Raw genomic sequence first — 17,029 nt, 5'->3', positions numbered from 1 at the left:
AATGACGAAGACCGTCAACCACTGGATCGGTGGCAAGACCGTCGAGGGCACGTCGGGCAACTGGGGCCCGGTCACCGACCCGGCCACCGGCGCCGTGACCACGCAGGTGGCGCTGGCCTCGGTCGAGGAGGTCGACGCGGCGGTGGCCGCGGCGAAGACCGCGTTCGAGACCTGGGGTACGGCGTCGCTCGCGCAGCGCACCACGATCCTGTTCAAGTTCCGCGCGCTGCTCGACGCGAACCGGGACGCGATCGCCGAGCTGATCACCGCCGAGCACGGCAAGGTGCACTCGGACGCGCTGGGCGAGGTCGCCCGCGGTCTGGAGATCGTGGACCTGGCGTGCGGGATCACGACGCAGCTCAAGGGCGAGCTGTCGACGCAGGTGTCGAACCGCGTCGACGTGGCGTCCATCCGCCAGCCGGTCGGTGTCGTGGCGGGCATCACGCCGTTCAACTTCCCGGCCATGGTGCCGATGTGGATGTTCCCGCTCGCCATCGCGTGCGGCAACACCTTCATCCTCAAGCCGAGCGAGAAGGACCCGTCGCCGTCGCTGAAGATCGCGGAGCTGCTCGCCGAGGCGGGGCTGCCGGACGGCGTCTTCAACGTCCTGCACGGTGACAAGGTGGCGGTGGACCGCCTCCTGGAGCACCCGGACGTCTCGGCGATCTCGTTCGTGGGCTCGACCCCGATCGCCCGCCACATCCACACGACGGCCTCGGCGGCGGGCAAGCGCGTCCAGGCGCTCGGCGGCGCGAAGAACCACATGCTGGTCCTGCCGGACGCGGACCTGGACGCGGCGGCCGACGCGGCGGTCTCGGCGGCGTACGGCTCGGCCGGTGAGCGCTGCATGGCGATCTCGGCGGTCGTCGCGGTCGGTGCGATCGGCGACGAGCTGGTGGAGAAGATCCGCGAGCGCGCCGAGAAGATCAAGATCGGCCCCGGCAACGACCCGACCTCGGAGATGGGCCCGCTCATCACGGCGGTCCACCGCGACAAGGTCGCCTCGTACGTGAAGGGCGCGGCGGACGAGGGCTGCGAGGTCGTCCTGGACGGCACGGGCTACACGGTGGGCGGCTTCGAGAACGGCCACTGGATCGGCCTGTCCTTGTTGGACAAGGTCCCGACGACGGCCGCGGCGTACCGGGACGAGATTTTCGGCCCGGTGCTGTGCGTGCTGCGCGCGGACACGTACGAGGAGGGCGTCGCCCTCATCAACGCCTCGCCGTTCGGCAACGGCACCGCGATCTTCACCCGCGACGGCGGCGCGGCCCGGCGCTTCCAGCTGGAGATCCAGGCGGGCATGGTCGGCGTCAACGTCCCGATCCCGGTCCCCGTCGGCTACCACAGCTTCGGTGGCTGGAAGGACTCCCTCTTCGGCGACCACCACATCTACGGCAACGACGGCGTCCACTTCTACACCCGCGGCAAGGTGGTCACCACCCGCTGGCCGGACCCCGCGGACGCCCCGTCGGGCGTGGACCTGGGCTTCCCGCGCAACCACTGACGTACGCCCGCTCGCCCGGACGACGTCGAACCCCCACCGGCTCGGCCCGGTGGGGGTTCCCCCATGCCGTGATCTCCGTCACATCGTGATCACGCCACCCTGCGCCGGATTTGCCCGGGCATTACGATCCATCCCACCATCCGGACGCGTGGTTGATCCCGCCTGACCAGCGGAACGCGACGCCGGTGTGCACACAGGGCTTGGGGGGCTCGAGATGGTGGCAACGGGCATGCGCGTATTGGGACTCTCCGAGCTGGAGGAGAGCGTCTACCGCCACTTCCTGCGGAACCCCGACACCACCGACGGGGACATCCATCTCCTGCTACGGGCCGACCGCGGGACCGTGGCCGCCGCCGAGGCTCGGCTGCGCGAGCTCGGGCTGCTGTACGCGACCGACCGGCAGACCGTGAGCCCGACCGATCCTGCGATCGCGGTGGACCGGCTCACCGACCTGCGGCTGCGCGAACTGCACCAGGAACTGCAGGAGGTCACCCGCTCCCGGCACCTGGTCGCCGAACTGCGCGAGGAGCAGTGCCCGGCGCTCGCCTCGCCGCAGTCCGTCGAGCGGATGGAGAACGTCGCGCAGATCCGCGGCCGGATCTACGACCTCGCCTTCTTCGCCCGCGAGGAGATCCTGTCCGTCGAGCCGTACACGGCGCTGACGCCCGAGAACATCGAGCACTCGCGCCCGTTGGACATGCGCTGTCTCAGCCGGGGCGTCCGGATCCGGAACGTGGTGCTCCTGGGGGCCCTCGACGATCCGCCGACCGCCGGCTACCTGCGCGAACTCGCCGCGAAGGGGGCGCAGATCCGGGCGGTCCCCGACCTCTCGGAGCGCATCCTCGTCTACGACCGCCGCACCGCTCTGGTCCCGATCGACCCCGAGGACACCTCGCGGGGCGCCCTGGTGGCCCAGGAGACCGGTCTCGTCTCCGGCATCCTCGCCCTGTTCGAGAAGATCTGGTGCCACGCCACGGACCTCTCCGCGATCACCGCGGACGCGGAGGAGTCCCCGGACGGGCTGGCCGAGACCGAGCTGCAGGTCCTGAAGTCCATGTGCCACGTCGGCAAGGACGAGATCGGCGCCCGCGACCTGGGCATGTCGGTGCGGACCTACCGGCGGCACGTGGCCGACCTCCTGCGCGTCCTCGGCGCGTCCAGCCGCCCGCACGCCGCCCTGCTGGCGCGCGAACGCGGCTGGATCTGACCGTTACGAGACGGCCGCGCCCTGGAGGTCCTGGACGGCCCGGCGGACCGCCGCGGAGACCGGGGCGGCGCCCTCGGACAGGGCCGTCAGCCGGTCCTTGAGTGCGCGGCGCCGGTCGGCGGACAGGGCCGTGCCCAACTGGCCGCCCGCGTGGGCGAGTCCGGCGAGCAGCGCGGCCCGGTCGCCGGCCGCCGGCTCCTCGGCCGCGGCGACCACCGTGGCCCGTACCTCCCCGGCGGCGGAGAGGCCGTCCGGGGTGAGGCCGGCCCGGTTCAGTGGGAAGACGCCGAAGACCCGGCTGGTGTTCTGCTCCAGCAGTCCGTCCTTCTCCAGGCCGCGCAGCACCTCGTGGATCGATGCGCGGCCGTCCTTGCGCACCCAGTGCAGCCACTTCCTGCCGGGCTCCGCGGCCACCTGCTGCCACGCCTGCCGGAGCGCGGCGTCCTGCGGAGCCTCGCCCACGGCCTCGGCCGTACCCGCCTCGTCCGTCAGGGCGCCACCGTCGAGCAGTTCGGCCAGCAGCGCACCGCGCACCGCCGGAGCCAGGGACTGCCGGACGGGGAGTTTGCCGCCCTCCGCGTCGAAGGCGAGCAGGATCATGTCGCCTGCCAGGGTCATCTCAGGTGTTCCTCTCCCTACGGGCACCGCGCTTCATGCGGGCACCGCGCCGGCAACAGCCGCCGGTTTCCTGGCAGTCTGCCCCGACAGCATTCCAAGTGCCGCTTCCTCACCCGGTTGGAAGCCCAGCCGGTTCATCACCATGTGCAGGTGGTGGAGCAACTGGTGGTCCCGGGAGCCGGGGGCCCGCAGGACGAGTTCGGCCAGCGCGTCGGCATGCGCGTCGACGCGCTCCCGCACGCCGGGTACGGGTACGCCCTGTTCCCGTACCCCGGCCGAGATCTCGCCGAGCAGCGGCCGGAGCTGCTCGCCGGCGGCGGCCATGCGCAACTGCCAGCCCCACCGGGTGCGGTGGCGGACCCAGAAGACGTCCCGCTCCTCCTCGGTCAGCACCCGGGAGGTCAGCGCACGGGCGAAGTGGACGGCGTGCGCGGCCCGTTCGTAGCGTCGCGGCAGGGCGGAGAGATCGAGCCCGGCGGAGAACGCGCTGTCCAGGTGGAAGACGCGCTCGGCGACGGCGACGCCGTCCGGGCCGCCGTACTTGGCCAGCTCGGGTGCGTACAGCGCGGGCGTGACGCCGCGGGTCGGCGCGCCGGGCGGCAGCGCGCCGGGCAGGAGGCCGACGGCGTCCTCGGGCCGCTCCTCCAGCGTGTCAAGCAGGCCGGTCAGCTCCTCGCGGGCGGTGCCGTGCAGCGCGTCCACCGCGTCGGTCCCGGCGCGCAGTCTCAGCCGCAGGTGGTGGCCGGTGGCGTCCCAGTACCTGATGAAGAACCAGTCCTCGCTGCCCAGCCGCCCGGCCTGCTCGGCCAGCCACGGCACGAGGGTACGGACCGCCGCGTCCATCAGCCGGGGGCCGCCCGGGTAGACCCGTACGTACCACCAGTCCCGCTCGGGAACCGTCACGCTCATGCCTCCTCCTCCGGCCGCCGCCAGCGCAGCAGCGATATGTGCTCGGCGGCCCGCGTGCCGCCCGCCCCGTCCCGCAGCGGATGCGCGGACCTGCCCGGCAGCGCTTCGACCAGGCGCAGGTGGCCGGTGGCCGGGCCGGCCCACTGGGCCAGCACGGACAGCGAGAGCGGGGAGGCCAGCGAGACCCACAGGGGTTTGCGGTCCGCGCCCTGCTCGCCCGGTCCGAAGCCGGTCAGCCGGTGGCAGAAGACCTCCTCCGGCAGCCCGTGCGCGCGCCGGAACTCCTCGGCGCGCAGCACGGTCTCGGCGTCGCTCTCGCCCGGCCTCGGCACCGGCAGCTCGGCCGCCGGGACCACCCACGAGGCGCGGGAGGCGGTGACGCGGCCGAAGGTGGTGCGTGCGCTCGACACGACCTGGTCGCGGCGCTGCTCCTGGAGCCCGAACGGAAGGACGTAGTCCGAGTGCGGTGATCCGTTGACCCACGGGTCGGCGAGCACGGCGAGCAGCCGGGCGAACGGCGGGAAGAGGTGGGGCGGGACGAGCCCGAGGTAGGCCAGTCCGACCGGGTCGCCCGTGCGGTCGCGCAGGGCGAGGGTGCCCTGGCCGGGGTCGTGCGTGAGCACGGTGTCGGTCAGGTCCAGTCCGTCGGCCGCCGGGGTCTCGCCGGGCAGCAGCAGGGGCGGCAGCAGGCCGGCCGACCGCGACTGGGCGGTGTTGATCTCCGTCCACAGGACGAGTTCCCGGCAGGTCCGGCCGGGCCAGCAGGCGCGGACGTGCGCGCGCAGCCGCTCGCGGAAACCTTCGCCGAGGAGCGGTCCGAAGCGGGTCACGAGCCCGCCCGTGCCGGGATTGAACTGGTTGACGACCAGCTGGTAGTCGCCGCCCCGCACGGCCTGCGGGCCGGTCGCGGCGAGCTGGAACAGTACGGCCGCGGCGGGCGGCGCGCTGCTCGGTCCGACCGGCAGCCAGGCCCGCCCGCCCGCGGTCTCCCGCTCGGCGCGGTCGGCGACGGCGGCCTTGTCGAGGTCGGGCTGCGCGTCGCCGTCGACGGCGACGCGCATCAGGAACCCGAGCACGTCGGTGCAGGTCCCGCCCGGCCCGTACTCGGCGGTGAAGCGGTCCACGAGCACGTCGTAGAGGTGCGAGCGGAAGATGAACGGTCGCATGCGACGGCCCAGTTCGATCAGGTCGGCGCGGACCTCCGGCACGTCGAGGACATCGGGCAGGGCGAGGTCGCTCACGACGTCCTCGTACAGCACCTCCCCGGATACGAAGCGGTCGAGACCGGCCTGCCGGGCCCAGCGTCGGGCGGTGTGGCGGGCCCGGGTGACCGTCTCGGTACGTTCGCCCTCGCCGGCGGCGGCGAGGGCGGCGGCGGAGTCCCGCAGCTCCCGCACCTCGGCCGCGATCCCGTCGTCCGGCCGGCCCGCGAGCAGCTCCGCGACGGCGCCCACCGGGTCGCCGCCGCGCCGCCAGGGCGGTACGGGCGTGATCAGCCCGGTGTCGAGGAGACGCCGGAAGCGGCGGAAGGGGTCGGGGCCGCCGAGCCCGGACAGCAGGCCGTCCAGGGAGTGTTCGGCGTCGGGCGCGAAGGCGGAGAGCCAGGGCGCCGCGTGGTCGGCCTCCACCACCCGGTCGAGCCGCCAGGCCAGACCGCCGTCGGCGACGGCTTCGGGGAGCAGGACGAGGCCGCCCGGAGCGTCGGGACCGCCGGGGCGGAGCGGCGCGAGCCGGTAGCGCAGCAGACCGGCGGTGTCGGCCTCGCGGGCCAGGCAGCGCAGGGCCAGCTGGGCGAGGGCGGTGGCGGCATAGCTGTGGGCGGTGGGGGCCGCTGCCCCGGCGGTACCGGTGGAGCCGCCCTCGCCGACGGTGGTCAGGGTGGAGAACGGGCTGGTCTTCACGGCGGCCCGGGACACGTAGGAGTACAGGGTGCGCAGGTTGCGGGTCTCGGCGGGGCGGCGGCGCGGGCGGCCGTGCCGCAGCCAGTCGGGGGCGGCCAGCGCCGCGGCCCGGGCGAAGCCCGGGTCCGCGAGGTGGGCGGCGAGCGCGGACGGGGCCGCCGCGCGGTCCTCGGCCAGCAGGGCTTCGAGCCGTCGGGTGGCCTCGTCGCGCAGCCGGACGGCCGCCTGCCAGCCGATGAAGGCCGCGGCCGCCGCGGGCCCCGCCAGCTCGGCGATCCGGGGCGGCAGTTCGTCGCCCCAGGGCAGGGTGCGCAGCCGGTGCACGGCCCGCTTGGCGGCCAGCACCTGGCGGCGCAGCGGCACCTCGTCGTCCAGGAGGGGCACCAGCGGGAAGCAGATGTCCTCCAGGTCGGGCCGTCGGCGCTCCAGTTCGGCGTGCGCGTCGGCGGCCTCGGTGATGGCCCGCCGGGTGGCGGGACCGGTGAGGTCCAGGGCCTCGGTGGGCAGTCCGCCCACCCGGGTGAGCAGCGGTCCGGAGATCTCGGGGGCGGTGGCCGGGGTGGTGGCCGGGGTGGTCGCCGGGGTGGTCGCCGGGACGGTGGCGGTGGCGGGGGCGGTCACGGCATCGACCGTCCGACCAGTGCGAACGACCAGATCAGCGACTGGACGACGAAGTAGCCGAGCGCCACGGTGTAGACGCAGCACACGATGCCGTACGTGACGTGCAGTCGGCGGCTGCGGGCCGGCATCCGCTCCAGGAAGCCCGGCAGCGCGCGGCCCAGCAGACGGTGCTTCAGCAGGGCGAAGGCGCGGCCCCGCGCGTCGACGAGGCCGAAGCCGGCTTCCAGCGCCGCGTAACCGTCGCTCGGGAGCATCGGGTTGATGTTGGTGACCAGGTTGAGCATCTGGAAGAGCAGCAGCGCCCCCGCCACCTGGGCGACCGGTCCGTGCGTGGTGAGCACGAGCAGCGCGGCGGCGCCGGTGAACCAGCCGTCGCTGAGCGGTCCGGCGAGGGCGAGCAGGACCCGGCCGCCGCGGGAGCGGACGCGGTAGGCGTCGGTACGGTCGACGTAGGCGAGCGGCATGAAGTAGAAGAGCAGCGCCACTCCCAGGCCTCGTACGGGCACCTTGAGCACTTGGCAGACCATGGCGTGCGCGCTCTCGTGCACGAGGATCTGGCAGAGCATCAGGCCGATGGCGACGAGGGTTCCGGTGCCCAGCAGGTCCTTGGCCGGCGGGGCCGAGGTCAGGACCGCGTACAGGCCGAGCAGGATGCCGAGGACGCCGCCGCCGGCGAAGACAGCGACCGACAGCCGGGCCGGGACCCGGCGCAGCAGCCGGGCCGCGGGCTCCAGGACCGTCGGCAGCGAGCGGGTGATGACGAAGCGGGGCATGAGCATGGTGGTGCCGAAACGGCCGCCCGCGCGCTTCTTGGGGGTGCCCTCGGTTTCGGTTCCGACGAGCAGGCCGCTGCGGGTCAGCTCGTCGACGAAGGTGTCGAGCTCGCCGCGCACGCCTTCGGCGGGTACGCCCCGGCGTGCCGCCATCAGGGCCGAAAGCTCGTCCAGCGAGTGCGTTCCGTCGAACTGGCGCAGCAGGGCCGCCGCCGACTTGGTCAGCCGGTGGTACGTCCCGCCCTGCGGGTCGAACACCAGGGGGTGGTCGTCCATCCCCCGGATGATCTCCAGATCCTCCCGGAGTTTGGGTGCAGTGCACACATCCACGGCGCGGTTCCTCCCTCCGCAGCGGCGGCCGGCCCGCTACCGTGCCGGGCCGCCTGGTTCTAATCTGGTGTGGTTCAGTCCGGTTCGGGAAAAGCGGACCGGGCTGGGGCCCTGGGCCCCGGGGTACTAGGACCACCCCGGAGCCCAGGGAATCGACCGGCTGATCAGCCGCCCTGGCTGGAGACGCTGCTCATCGAGCTGGCACAGCCGACGGGGCAGCTGGCCGAGCCGGCGCAGGCACCGCAGAACGCGGTGGTGAAACCGGGGCTCACGGCGTCCTGGAGGACCTCAAGATCGAGGGACTCCGACCACAGTTCGAGCTCGTTGTCGAGGTTCTCGTTCATGGCCTTCACTTCCTTTCGTCTGCCTGACGTGCAGGCGGTTGGGGTTGCGGAGGTGCCGCGGGCGCTCTAGCCGAAGCTGGAGGCGCTCGCCGAGGAGGAGGCGGTGCTCGTCGGGCACGAGGCCGTCGAAGCGGTGCCGGCGGTCGCCCAGGTGCCGAGGGCGACGCCCTCCTTCAGGGGCTCCAGACCGAGCGCGTCCGAGGCCAGCTCGTCGGCGGACAGGTCCAGTTCGAGGTCGTCGAAGTCCTGCATGTGAGGAATCCCTTCTTCGTGATGACGGTCGGATGTGACCTGGGGTCAGCCGATGGTCGACGCGGACGACGCGGTGGCCGCGGACGTGCCGGGGCAGGACGCGGTCGAAGCGGATCCGGCGCAGAAGAAGCAGCCGAGGGCGTTGCCCTCCGGAAGCTCCTCGATCGCCAGCTCGTCACCGTCGATGACGTAGAGCTCGAGGTTGTTCTCCATGGTGTTCACCTCCTTCCGGTGTGTGGTGCGGACGGCCGGGCGGGCCGGCCGGTGGGGGCTCGGGTCAGCGGATCACCCGTAGGTGGACGCGCTGCTGACGGACGACGCGGACGTCGCCGGGCAGGACGCGGTCGAGGCGGATCCGGCGGACGCCCAGCTCGCGAGGGCGTTGCCCTCGGGCAGCTCCTCGATCGCCAGTTCCTCGGCGTCGACCGCGTACAGCTCGATGTCCTCCATGCGAGGCACCTCCTCAGGTGTCGTGGTGTTGTTCACGGGCTCCCGCACCCGAACGTCGGGGCGGGAAGTCTCAGGGGGCCGGCGGCAGGCCCAGGGCCAGCGCGAAAATCTGCTGGCGGCTCGTTCCGTCGCTGAGCAGCGGGCCGCGGACGGCGGCCGGGATGAAGCCGGCGAAGACGCTGCCGACCAGTCCGTGGGCGACCCCGTCCAGCCACATCGCGTACGCGGCGGAGCCGGCGCGGGTCAGCAGCAGCCGGTAGCCGTGCCCGCCGTGGCGGTGGATCGCGGCGTCCAGCGGCACGCCGATGGAGATGATCGCGGCGGCGTCGGAGAACTCCGGCTGGAGCGTCAGTCCGTAGCGGGCCGCTCCGGTGGGCAGGTCCATCACCGGGGTGAAGGAGCGCGCCGCGGCGTCGAAGCGGTGGATGGCCGGGGTGATCCCCGTCAGCCGGTGGGCGACGACGGTGAGTTCGAGCGGGCAGCCCGCCCCGTCCTCGTCGAGATCCCCGTCCAGGTCCAGGGCGCGGGCCATGAGATCGGCCAGCAGTCCGGCGGGCAGGGGCTCCGGGGAGAAGCCGCGCAGTGAGCGCCGGTGCTCCAGGGTGGTCAGGAGGTCGTGGGGCACGGTCCTGGGGGTGTACGGGTCGACCGTGACGGCCGGTCCGAGGGCCGCCGGGGCCGGTGCGAGTGCTGTTGCGGTGCCGGCGTGCTGCTCGCCGAAGGACCGCTCGCGGAAGGTCTGGTCGCTGAAGGACCGTTCGCGGAGGGTCTGCTCGCGGAGGGTCTGCTCGCGGAAGGACACCAGCATGTCCATGGCCAGTTCGTGCGGGGCGCTCACGGAGCTCCTCCCAGGTCGACGACGGCGGTGATCGGTTCCAGGTCGGGGTCGACCCCCAGGGCCGCGGCCACCGCGAGGTCGTCCCAGCGGGTGCGGATCGCGAACGGCAGGTCCAGCGCGCTCGCCGCGGCGCGGAGCGTGGCGGTGGCGCAGCCGGCGTCGAGCAGGACGATCCGCAGGGCGAACGCGGCGTATTTCTTGGCGACCTTGGTGAAGTCGCCGGTGAGGACGACCGTGAGAGGCGCCTCGCCGGGGACCGCGCCGGGGTCGGCCGCGAGCTTGGCCAGCCGGTGTTCGGACGCCACGTAGCCGTAGACGCCGGGCTCCAGACCGGGGACGTCGCGGACCACGAGGTGGGCGACGACGGAGCCGATGTTGCCGCCGCTGGCCGTCCAGCGCTGCACGCGGCCGGGGAGCAGGCCCCTGCGGCCAGCGGTGACGGCGAGGAGCAGGGCGGCGGTCCGGTCGTCGAGGGCGGCGGACCGTGGGGACCGCAGCGACTCGAGCGGGGGTGCCGGGAGGGGCACGGCCGCCGCGACGGGCCAGGTCTTCTCGTCGTTCTGCAGGGCGATGTTCGAGGGCTTGTAGTGGGCCTGATGGGCCTTGCCGTCGGCGTACTCCCGTGGCGGGAAGGCGATCGCCGCCTCGTAGCGCGCGGCGAGCGGTGGGGCGACCGGGTCGCCGGGCGCCGCCGAGCAGTTGGGGCAGCCGGGCCGGGTGGCGGCCGAGCGGCGCTGCTGGGAGAGGTCCGCCAGGTCGACGGTGCGCCACTGGGACGGCAGCGGACTGGGCGTACTCCGCGAGAGCAGCGCGAACAGGTCCCGGGCGAAGAGCGCGGCGGCCAGTTCGGCGTCGCCGGGCAGCGGCGGCCGGTCGTCCGTCGGGTCCTCCGCCGTGCGGCAGGCCAGGCAGGGGGTGAAAGCGAGGTCGACGTACGGCCCGAGGTGGGCGGTGCGGCCGGTGAGCGCGAGGCGGATCAGCGGGACGCCGGCCAGAGCGCAGGAGGCGGCGAGCGCCGCCGAGGCGTCCGGGTCCGGTCCGGCGGCGACCACGAGGGTGCTGCCGGGTGCCGGTTCGGTACCGGTGCCGGTGGCGGTGTCCACGAGGGAGCCGGCGAGGTGGCGGCGGGCGGCGTCGGCCAGCGGGCCGGTGCCGAAGACCTCGACGCGGGCCCGGGCCAGCCGGTCCAGGGCCTCCTCCCAGGCGTGGTTGGCTCCGGTGGAGTCGCCGATGCGGGAGAGGAAGTCGGCCAGGGGCTCTGGCACCGTCGCCGCCCGGGAGGCGAGCTGCGGGGACGCGGCCTCCTCGATCAGGCCGCAGGTCCACAGCAGGGAGAGGGCCTTGAAGACGGTGCCGGCCGGAATGTCCAGGGCGTCGGCCACGTCCTTGTGGCCGCGGCTGCCGTCGAGCAACGGGAGCATGCGAGGCAGCAGTTCCCGGGCGGCGGCGCCGCGCAGCAGCTGCTTCTTGGGGGTCCCTTCGACGACGAGGGCCTCGGGCGTGTGGTGCAGGGAGAGCCCGCGCCGGAGCCTGGGCCGCGCCGGGACATGGAACTGCGGGTCGTTCAGGGCGGCCGAGGCCATGGCTTCGGCGGTGATCACAGAGTGGTCCGGCATCGAGGCCTCCTTTCCGGTTCGGGACGTACGGGATGCGGTACGGGTTCGTGCGCGGGGATCGGGGTCACCGGGCCGGAGTGGCCGGGAGCGCCGCGAGCTCCGCCGCGATCGACGCGAACCGCTCCAGACGGCTCTCGGGGGTGCGGGGCGGCCGGCAGCGGGCGCACCGGTCGACGGCGACGACCGCCGAGGTGGAGGTGGCGCCCTCCACGAGTCCGAAGATCCGGACGGTGGCGCCGATGCCCTCCGCCGCGCCCGGCTCGCCGGGTCCGGCCAGGGCCTCGCGTACCGCCTGGTCCGCCAGGCCCACCGCGATGGCGGCGTGGTGCGGGGCGTGTCCGGAGACCGGGGGCGCGGTGGTTCCGCCGCCCGGGGTGTGGTCCGTCGTCGGCGCGGTGTGCTGGGCGCGGCGGCGGGTGTAGCAGCGGTGGCACGCGGTGCGGCCGGGCACGACCACCGGTCCGCACCGCAGGTCGAGGGGGCCCGCCTGGACGGGGAACCAGGGCCGGGTCCAGGCGTGGGCGCTGGCGTCCACCATGTCGGCCAGTACCTCCCGGCCCTGTCCGGTGGCCAGCACGATCAGATCGCTGTCGGGCCACAGGCTGGGGTGGGTGCCCTGGGTCACGTCGAGCACGGTCGACCCGGGGTGGCGGGCGGCCAGCCCTTCGGCGACGGCCGCGCCGAACGCTCCCGCGGTGAGGATCAGCAGGCGCGGATCGGTCATCTTCGGACTCCTCGTCGGGGTATCAGGCGAAGGGCTGGGGATGCGGGTTGACGTCGGCCTCGCCCCGTACCGGGTGGCCCATCGCGGCGGGCGCCGCGTAGAGCCGGGGGTGCGCCAGGTAGCGGGCGCGGTGGACGAAGGACAGCGGCATGAGCTGGGGGATGAGCATCCGTACGACAGTGGCTCCCACCTGCTCGGCCTCGTCGGTGGTGAGGTCGACGGCGACGACCTCGCAGCCGGCGGCGTGCAGCCGTTCCAGCAGCCAGGCCAGGGCCGGCAGCGGCTCCTCGGACGGGGCCCGGGGAAGGTCGCGCAGCCCGTGCACCGGGCGCTCGCCCTCCAGCAGGAAGTCGAAGCGGTGCCGCTGGGACAGCGGGCCGGACAGCAGGGCGCCGTCGACGACGCTGACGATGTCCTCCTCCGCGATGGCGGCGGTGGCGTCGGTGGCGTCGGCGGTGGCGGCGTCCTTCTCGGCGGCCCGCGCCATGTGGCGCAGCGCGATCCGGAGGGAGGACGCCTCGCGGTAGAGCTTGGCGATCCCCTTGCCGGGGTCCAGCTCCGCCGTCGCCGCGACGAGTTGGGCGATGACCCGGTCGTCGTCGGCGAGCTGCACCCCGTAGATCACCGGGATGCCGAGGTCGGTGGTCGCGTCGTAGAGCTGCGTCCGCAGCCGTTCGCTGCTGCCCCGCTCCACGAAGGCCCGGAACTCCGGCGCGAGTTCGGCCGGGTCGAACTCCAGCCGGGGCAGCCGCAGCCGCTGGAGCCAGGTCAGTGCGATGGCGTCGCGCTCGACGATCTCGAGGATGCCGTTGACGACGGCGGCGGCCGGGTCGGAGTGCGCGGCGCAGCCGGTCGAGACCGGGTGGACGTAGCGCTCCGCCATGGACTCCACCGGGTTCTTCAGCCAGACCTGCATGGCCGGCACGTACACCGCACGGTTGCGGGTGAAGGACCAGCCGCGTACCCAGCGCATGGGACCGTCGGGGTCGGTGGGGACCAGTCCGCTGCGCGGGTCGGCGAGTTCGGCCGGCGAGCACAGGGGCCAGCGGTCGCTGGGAACGGCGTCCTCGCCGAGTTCGGCGGCGGTCGCCCAGACGATCTGCTCCGGGTCCCGGGCGCAGGAGGAGTAACGTTCCAGCGATTCGGCGACCGCGAGGTGCGCGGCGCGCTCCGGGTCGAGGTCACCACCGGCTCCGTCGAAGTTCCCGGAGCTGGGGTTGTGCTCCCAGCCGGTCTGTTCGCTGAGCACTTCGCCAGGGTTGCCGAGCGAGGCCGTGAAGATCGGGAAGTCGGGTTCGCCCTCGGCGACGGGGAGCCGTGTCACTCGGTTCACCAGGCCGTAGGAGGAGGCCAGTTGACCGATCCGGCGGAGCGATTCGGGTAGGGCGGGGTGTTCCTGGCCGCCCGTGGTGGTGCCGCCGTCTCCGCCGGTGATCCTGGTCTTGGTCGGTGTGTACGCCGTCATCATCCACGCTCCGTGTCCCAGCGGAACGTCCGTGCCGCGAGGGCCGTGAGCCCCGCGGCCGTCGCCGCCATCACTGTCCAGTCGAGCCACAGGGCGTGGCGGGTGATCCCGCCGACCACGTCGTGGCGCAGGGCGTCTCCGAACATCGCCAGCGGGGTCCAGGAGAGCGGCCCGGCCACCGAGTCGGGGAGAAGTTCGAGGGGGAAGAGCAGCCCGGTACTCATCAGCAGAACCGGTGTGAGCAGCCCGGAGATCGCGTTGGTCACCTCGGGCGAGGAGAGCAGTCCGCCGAGCAGGTAGCCAAGGGCGAGCAGCATCACCAGGCCGATGGCCGTGGTCAGCAGCAGCCGCAGCATCGAGGCCGGCTCAAGGAGTCCGCCGGCGACGGCGCCCGCTCCCATCAGGGCCAGCACGGCCAGCGCCAGCAGGCCTCGGCCGGGGAGCAGCGAGAGCAGTACGGCGGGCCGCCGTGCCGGTGTCGTGGACAGCAGCCGCAGGGTGCCGCTGGCCCGCATCGCCACGAGGGCCGAGGCGGTACCGGTCAGGGCGAGCGAGAGCAGCGCGAAGGCGAGTACACCGGGGATCACGAAGGCCATGGGGTCGAAGAGCGCGGACCCGTCGTTGCCGACTGCCGTCACCTCCCAGCCCTGCCAGCCGGTGCCGTCCAGCGCGGCGCGCACCGCGGCGACCACCGACGGCTGCTCCGGGTCGACGGCCATCCGCAGGGTGCGGGAGGCCGCGTCGGGGACGATCACCGCCGCCTTGCCCGGCTGCGGGCCGGCCTCGGTCACGGCGACGGCGGTGCTGCCGCCGCCCAGGGCCTCCTGCAGGGCGGTCGCCTGGGTGGCGGGGCCGACGACGGCGAGGTCGAACGGGCCCCGTACCCAGGTGAGCTGCATGAGGACGACGAAGAACACCGCCATCAGCAGCGGGAAGACCACGCTGAAGAAGAGTGCCGCGGGATCCCGCAGAAGCTGCCTGGTCATGGCCCGGGAGAGCGCCTTCCATTGGCGCGTCGTCGACACGGGTGGTGCGCTGAGGCCGATCGGGGTCATCGCTTCTCCTCCTGTTCCGGTCCCGCTTCCGGCGAGGTTCCGGTGAGCCGGAGGAACACGTCCTCCAAGGTCGCGGGGCGTGGCCGGACGTCGGCCGTGGAATCGAGCCCGGTGATCCACGCGGCGGTGGCGTGCGAGTCGTCGGCCGTCACCTGGAACCGCATCCGGCCCGAGCGGCCGGTCGCCTCGACGGCCGTCATGGCGTCGCCGAAGCGTGCGCGCACCCGGTCGGTGAGGTCGGTGTGTTCGGTCCGTACGGACACGACGCCGCCCGGGGCGTGCCGGGCGATCAGTTCCGTCGGGGAGCCGGCCGCCACCACCCGCCCTTCGTGCATGACGGCGAGCCGGTCGCACATCTCCTCGGCCTCGGCCATGGCGTGGGTCGTGAGCAGGAACGTGGTGCCGCCGGCCTGGGCCCTGCGGATCAGGTCCCAGACGGCGTGCCGGGCGTGCGGGTCGAGTCCGGTGGTGGGTTCGTCCAGGACGACCACGGGGGTGTCACCGACCAGCGCGGTGGCGAGCAGCAGCCTCTGCTGCTGACCGCCGGAGAGCCGGGCGGAGCGTGCCCCGGCCTTCTCGGCCAGGCCGATCTCGTCGAGCAGGGCGTCCACGTCCCGGGGCGCCGGGTACAGCGCGGCCCAGGTCTCCAGGGTTTCCCGCACCTTCAGCCTCGGGAAGAGGCTGGCCTGCTGGGGCTGAAGGGCGAGGGAGGCGCGCAGTACGTCGGTCCGGGCGAGCGCGTCCTCACCGAGGATGCGGACCCGTCCCGAATCGGGCCGGCGCAGACCGGCGATGGCCGAGATGGTGCTGGTCTTGCCGGCTCCGTTGCGGCCGAGGAGACCGAAAATCTCGCCCGGAGCGACGGAGAAGGAAATCCCCGCCACCGCTTCGACGTCGGCGTATCTCACCCGTAGGTCGGCCACTTCGAGGATGTTTTCTGAACTTCCCCGGTATTCCGTGGCACTGGGGAGCTGACTAGTCATGACCATCTCTGCTCTCGCCCTTCGAAATCAGCAGTCGGAGAAAGGGGCGGGAACTACTGCCAGCCGTTGACCGGCTTGCATTGCGGGATCTGGATCGGACGCGGCCAGTCCGGCAGGTACGACGGCTGCGGCAGCTGCGGCAGGCTGGCCCGGATCTCGCAGACCAGCTCACCGACCTCGGGCGGTACCGCCACCGGCCACTGCGGGCCGCCGTGCTGACCGCCGTGCTGTCCGGCGCTCTGCCCGTCGCCCTGCTCGGCGGCTGCCGCACTGCCCGCCGCCGCGGTGAGACCGGCGATCGTCAGAGCCACACAAACCGCTGCCGAAGTGAATCGGTTCCGCACTGTTTCCCCCTGGGTTCCGTTTCCGTGTTCCCTCTGCGTTTCCGCTGAGAAGGACAATGCCAGCGGGGCAGGGGCCACTCCATGGAACCCGGTGTCAGCTTGCTGCAGAATGCCTTGCAGCAAGCTGACGGACGAGCGAAATCGCAGGTCGGAGCTGCGAACGCGGCGCCGGTCCCTATGGTGGACGAGATCCGGTTCGCCGGCCTCGACGTGGACGCCCTGCTGTGGGGTACGGCCGCCGAGTGCACACTCGCCCGCCGTGGCGGCCGTGCCCGAATCGGGCGCATGGCGCGACTACTGGCTGGCCACCGACGTACGCGACGGCCTCCCGCCCCGCATCGGCGCGGTCACCGAACACCCCGACGACTGGCTCAGCGCGATCGCCAACGGCTACGGCGTCGCTCTCGCCCCGGAATCCGCGTCCCGCTTCTACGCCCGCCCCGGCATCACGTACCGCCCCGTCACGGGCGTGACCCCGAGCGAGGTCGCCGTCGCCTGGTCCCCGACGGACGACGCGAACACGGTGGTCCAGGACTTCGTCCGCTGCTGCCGCGACGCGTTCAGCCGCGGAGGCCACAACCCTTGACGCCGGTGACGAAGTCGGCCCAGGCGGCGAAGAGTGAGTGCCCCGGCTGGCTTCGGCCGACGGGGTCGCTTTATGCGGCAACGCGCATATGCGCGTTGCCGCATGGACGACCCTCGCTTGAGGCTCGTACGGTCGAGGTCAACAGGCCCAACCTGGGCCAGTCGCAAGGGGGTTTCAGCATGGCGCGCGAGGAACTGACCCGGCTTACCGGCAACGGAAACGGCACCTGCGGTGATGAGGACTGCCCGAACGTCTACCTGACGGCGAGCGGCTCACTCGTCGTCCAGGGAAGCGTCTCCAGAGCGTTCACGCCTCCGTCCGGTGAAGCCCTGGTGGAGATCCCGGAAGAAGTCCTGAGGGAGGCTGTACGTGCTCTTGGATGGTGACGAGTGGCGTCGCAGGTTCGCGGAGATCAAGCAGGAGGCGTGGCGGCTAGTACTCCAGCTGTAGATCGTGATCTTCATGGCTGGATTGCGGCTTGTCGCCGGTAATGGCTGGCCTGTGATCGG

Annotated in this window: 18 protein-coding genes and 1 pseudogene; 4 read left to right on the top strand and 15 right to left on the bottom strand. The window is 73.1% G+C overall.

What is annotated here, in order from left to right:
• The first annotated feature begins 1 nt into the window (after position 1).
• Together mmsA and Q5762_RS12380 are read left to right on the top strand one after the other, a co-directional pair.
• Positions 2–1,504: a CoA-acylating methylmalonate-semialdehyde dehydrogenase gene (mmsA, locus tag Q5762_RS12385; protein WP_315892089.1), complete on the top strand. Its 1,503-nt coding sequence runs from the start codon at positions 2–4 to the stop codon at positions 1,502–1,504.
• Between the two features lie 229 nt (positions 1,505–1,733).
• Entirely contained in the window at positions 1,734–2,711 is a 978-nt protein-coding gene (locus Q5762_RS12380) for a helix-turn-helix transcriptional regulator (RefSeq protein WP_315892088.1), read from the top strand.
• A 3-nt stretch (positions 2,712–2,714) separates the two neighbouring features.
• On the opposite strand, the gene Q5762_RS12375 is transcribed toward Q5762_RS12380, so the two are convergent.
• From Q5762_RS12375 to Q5762_RS12305, 15 genes are all read right to left on the bottom strand, one after another.
• Positions 2,715–3,329, bottom strand: a complete 615-nt coding sequence (locus tag Q5762_RS12375; protein WP_315892087.1) for a GPP34 family phosphoprotein — start codon at positions 3,327–3,329, stop codon at positions 2,715–2,717.
• A gap of 33 nt (positions 3,330–3,362) precedes the next feature.
• The gene (locus Q5762_RS12370) at positions 3,363–4,238 is read right to left on the bottom strand and encodes a lantibiotic dehydratase C-terminal domain-containing protein (protein WP_315892086.1); all 876 of its coding nucleotides are present in this window, start codon (positions 4,236–4,238) and stop codon (positions 3,363–3,365) included.
• Complete coding sequence (locus Q5762_RS12365) at positions 4,235–6,760, bottom strand: lantibiotic dehydratase (RefSeq protein ID WP_315892085.1); 2,526 nt, start codon at positions 6,758–6,760, stop codon at positions 4,235–4,237. The genes Q5762_RS12370 and Q5762_RS12365 overlap by 4 nt, the downstream gene beginning before the upstream one ends.
• Positions 6,757–7,809: a PqqD family peptide modification chaperone gene (locus Q5762_RS12360; protein ID WP_315892084.1), complete on the bottom strand. Its 1,053-nt coding sequence runs from the start codon at positions 7,807–7,809 to the stop codon at positions 6,757–6,759. Before Q5762_RS12360 ends, Q5762_RS12365 begins: the two co-directional genes overlap by 4 nt.
• Positions 7,810–8,027: 218 nt before the next feature.
• The gene (locus tag Q5762_RS12355) at positions 8,028–8,207 is read right to left on the bottom strand and encodes a thiocillin family RiPP (protein WP_315892083.1); all 180 of its coding nucleotides are present in this window, start codon (positions 8,205–8,207) and stop codon (positions 8,028–8,030) included.
• Between the two features lie 66 nt (positions 8,208–8,273).
• Positions 8,274–8,459, bottom strand: a complete 186-nt coding sequence (locus tag Q5762_RS12350; protein ID WP_260615470.1) for a thiocillin family RiPP — start codon at positions 8,457–8,459, stop codon at positions 8,274–8,276.
• A gap of 45 nt (positions 8,460–8,504) precedes the next feature.
• A complete protein-coding gene (locus Q5762_RS12345; protein WP_141302866.1) occupies positions 8,505–8,672 on the bottom strand; it encodes a thiocillin family RiPP in 168 nt (55 codons plus the stop codon).
• Between the two features lie 72 nt (positions 8,673–8,744).
• Positions 8,745–8,909: a thiocillin family RiPP gene (locus Q5762_RS12340; protein ID WP_107105427.1), complete on the bottom strand. Its 165-nt coding sequence runs from the start codon at positions 8,907–8,909 to the stop codon at positions 8,745–8,747.
• Positions 8,910–8,979: 70 nt separating this feature from the next.
• Positions 8,980–9,747, bottom strand: a complete 768-nt coding sequence (locus tag Q5762_RS12335; RefSeq protein WP_315892082.1) for a nitroreductase family protein — start codon at positions 9,745–9,747, stop codon at positions 8,980–8,982.
• A complete protein-coding gene (locus tag Q5762_RS12330; RefSeq protein ID WP_315892081.1) occupies positions 9,744–11,363 on the bottom strand; it encodes a tpaE in 1,620 nt (539 codons plus the stop codon). The genes Q5762_RS12335 and Q5762_RS12330 overlap by 4 nt, the downstream gene beginning before the upstream one ends.
• 64 nt (positions 11,364–11,427) lie before the next feature.
• Positions 11,428–12,087: a TOMM precursor leader peptide-binding protein gene (locus Q5762_RS12325; RefSeq protein ID WP_315892080.1), complete on the bottom strand. Its 660-nt coding sequence runs from the start codon at positions 12,085–12,087 to the stop codon at positions 11,428–11,430.
• Between the two features lie 22 nt (positions 12,088–12,109).
• Positions 12,110–13,552 carry a YcaO-like family protein gene (locus tag Q5762_RS12320; RefSeq protein ID WP_315892079.1) on the bottom strand — a complete coding sequence of 481 codons (1,443 nt, stop codon included), beginning with the start codon at positions 13,550–13,552 and terminating at the stop codon, positions 12,110–12,112.
• Positions 13,552–14,607, bottom strand: coding sequence for an ABC transporter permease (locus Q5762_RS12315; protein WP_315892078.1), 1,056 nt, complete (start codon positions 14,605–14,607; stop codon positions 13,552–13,554). The genes Q5762_RS12320 and Q5762_RS12315 overlap by 1 nt, the downstream gene beginning before the upstream one ends.
• The gene (locus tag Q5762_RS12310; RefSeq protein ID WP_315892077.1) at positions 14,604–15,530 is read right to left on the bottom strand and encodes an ABC transporter ATP-binding protein; all 927 of its coding nucleotides are present in this window, start codon (positions 15,528–15,530) and stop codon (positions 14,604–14,606) included. The genes Q5762_RS12315 and Q5762_RS12310 overlap by 4 nt, the downstream gene beginning before the upstream one ends.
• Positions 15,531–15,643: 113 nt before the next feature.
• Positions 15,644–15,901: a hypothetical protein gene (locus Q5762_RS12305; RefSeq protein ID WP_315892076.1), complete on the bottom strand. Its 258-nt coding sequence runs from the start codon at positions 15,899–15,901 to the stop codon at positions 15,644–15,646.
• Positions 15,902–16,187: 286 nt separating this feature from the next.
• Between Q5762_RS12305 and Q5762_RS12300 the strand changes: the two are divergent.
• Positions 16,188–16,520: pseudogene (locus Q5762_RS12300) on the top strand (LysR substrate-binding domain-containing protein); the annotation flags it as partial.
• Positions 16,521–16,699: 179 nt separating this feature from the next.
• Entirely contained in the window at positions 16,700–16,906 is a 207-nt protein-coding gene (locus Q5762_RS12295) for a hypothetical protein (RefSeq protein WP_315892075.1), read from the top strand.
• Positions 16,907–17,029: the final 123 nt, after the last annotated feature.

The organism is Streptomyces sp. P9(2023), assembly GCF_032436795.1.
GTDB lineage: Bacteria > Actinomycetota > Actinomycetes > Streptomycetales > Streptomycetaceae > Streptomyces.
Note: the sequence above shows the minus strand (reverse complement) of the source record. Positions and strands in the feature narration are given on the sequence as shown.

Bases quoted from the DNA above. Each gene is read 5' to 3' on its own strand.
- Q5762_RS12350 (WP_260615470.1), bottom strand. From the start codon at position 8,459: ATGCAGGACTTCGACGACCTCGAACTGGACCTGTCCGCCGACGAGCTG.
- Q5762_RS12315 (WP_315892078.1), bottom strand. From the start codon at position 14,607: ATGACCCCGATCGGCCTCAGCGCACCACCCGTGTCGACGACGCGCCAA.
- Q5762_RS12320 (WP_315892079.1), bottom strand. From the start codon at position 13,552: ATGACGGCGTACACACCGACCAAGACCAGGATCACCGGCGGAGACGGC.
- Q5762_RS12375 (WP_315892087.1), bottom strand. From the start codon at position 3,329: ATGACCCTGGCAGGCGACATGATCCTGCTCGCCTTCGACGCGGAGGGC.
- Q5762_RS12325 (WP_315892080.1), bottom strand. From the start codon at position 12,087: ATGACCGATCCGCGCCTGCTGATCCTCACCGCGGGAGCGTTCGGCGCG.
- Q5762_RS12355 (WP_315892083.1), bottom strand. From the start codon at position 8,207: ATGAACGAGAACCTCGACAACGAGCTCGAACTGTGGTCGGAGTCCCTC.
- Q5762_RS12330 (WP_315892081.1), bottom strand. From the start codon at position 11,363: ATGCCGGACCACTCTGTGATCACCGCCGAAGCCATGGCCTCGGCCGCC.
- Q5762_RS12360 (WP_315892084.1), bottom strand. From the start codon at position 7,809: ATGGACGACCACCCCCTGGTGTTCGACCCGCAGGGCGGGACGTACCAC.
- mmsA (WP_315892089.1), top strand. From the start codon at position 2: ATGACGAAGACCGTCAACCACTGGATCGGTGGCAAGACCGTCGAGGGC.
- Q5762_RS12345 (WP_141302866.1), bottom strand. From the start codon at position 8,672: ATGGAGAACAACCTCGAGCTCTACGTCATCGACGGTGACGAGCTGGCG.
- Q5762_RS12380 (WP_315892088.1), top strand. From the start codon at position 1,734: ATGCGCGTATTGGGACTCTCCGAGCTGGAGGAGAGCGTCTACCGCCAC.
- Q5762_RS12340 (WP_107105427.1), bottom strand. From the start codon at position 8,909: ATGGAGGACATCGAGCTGTACGCGGTCGACGCCGAGGAACTGGCGATC.
- Q5762_RS12295 (WP_315892075.1), top strand. From the start codon at position 16,700: ATGGCGCGCGAGGAACTGACCCGGCTTACCGGCAACGGAAACGGCACC.
- Q5762_RS12370 (WP_315892086.1), bottom strand. From the start codon at position 4,238: ATGAGCGTGACGGTTCCCGAGCGGGACTGGTGGTACGTACGGGTCTAC.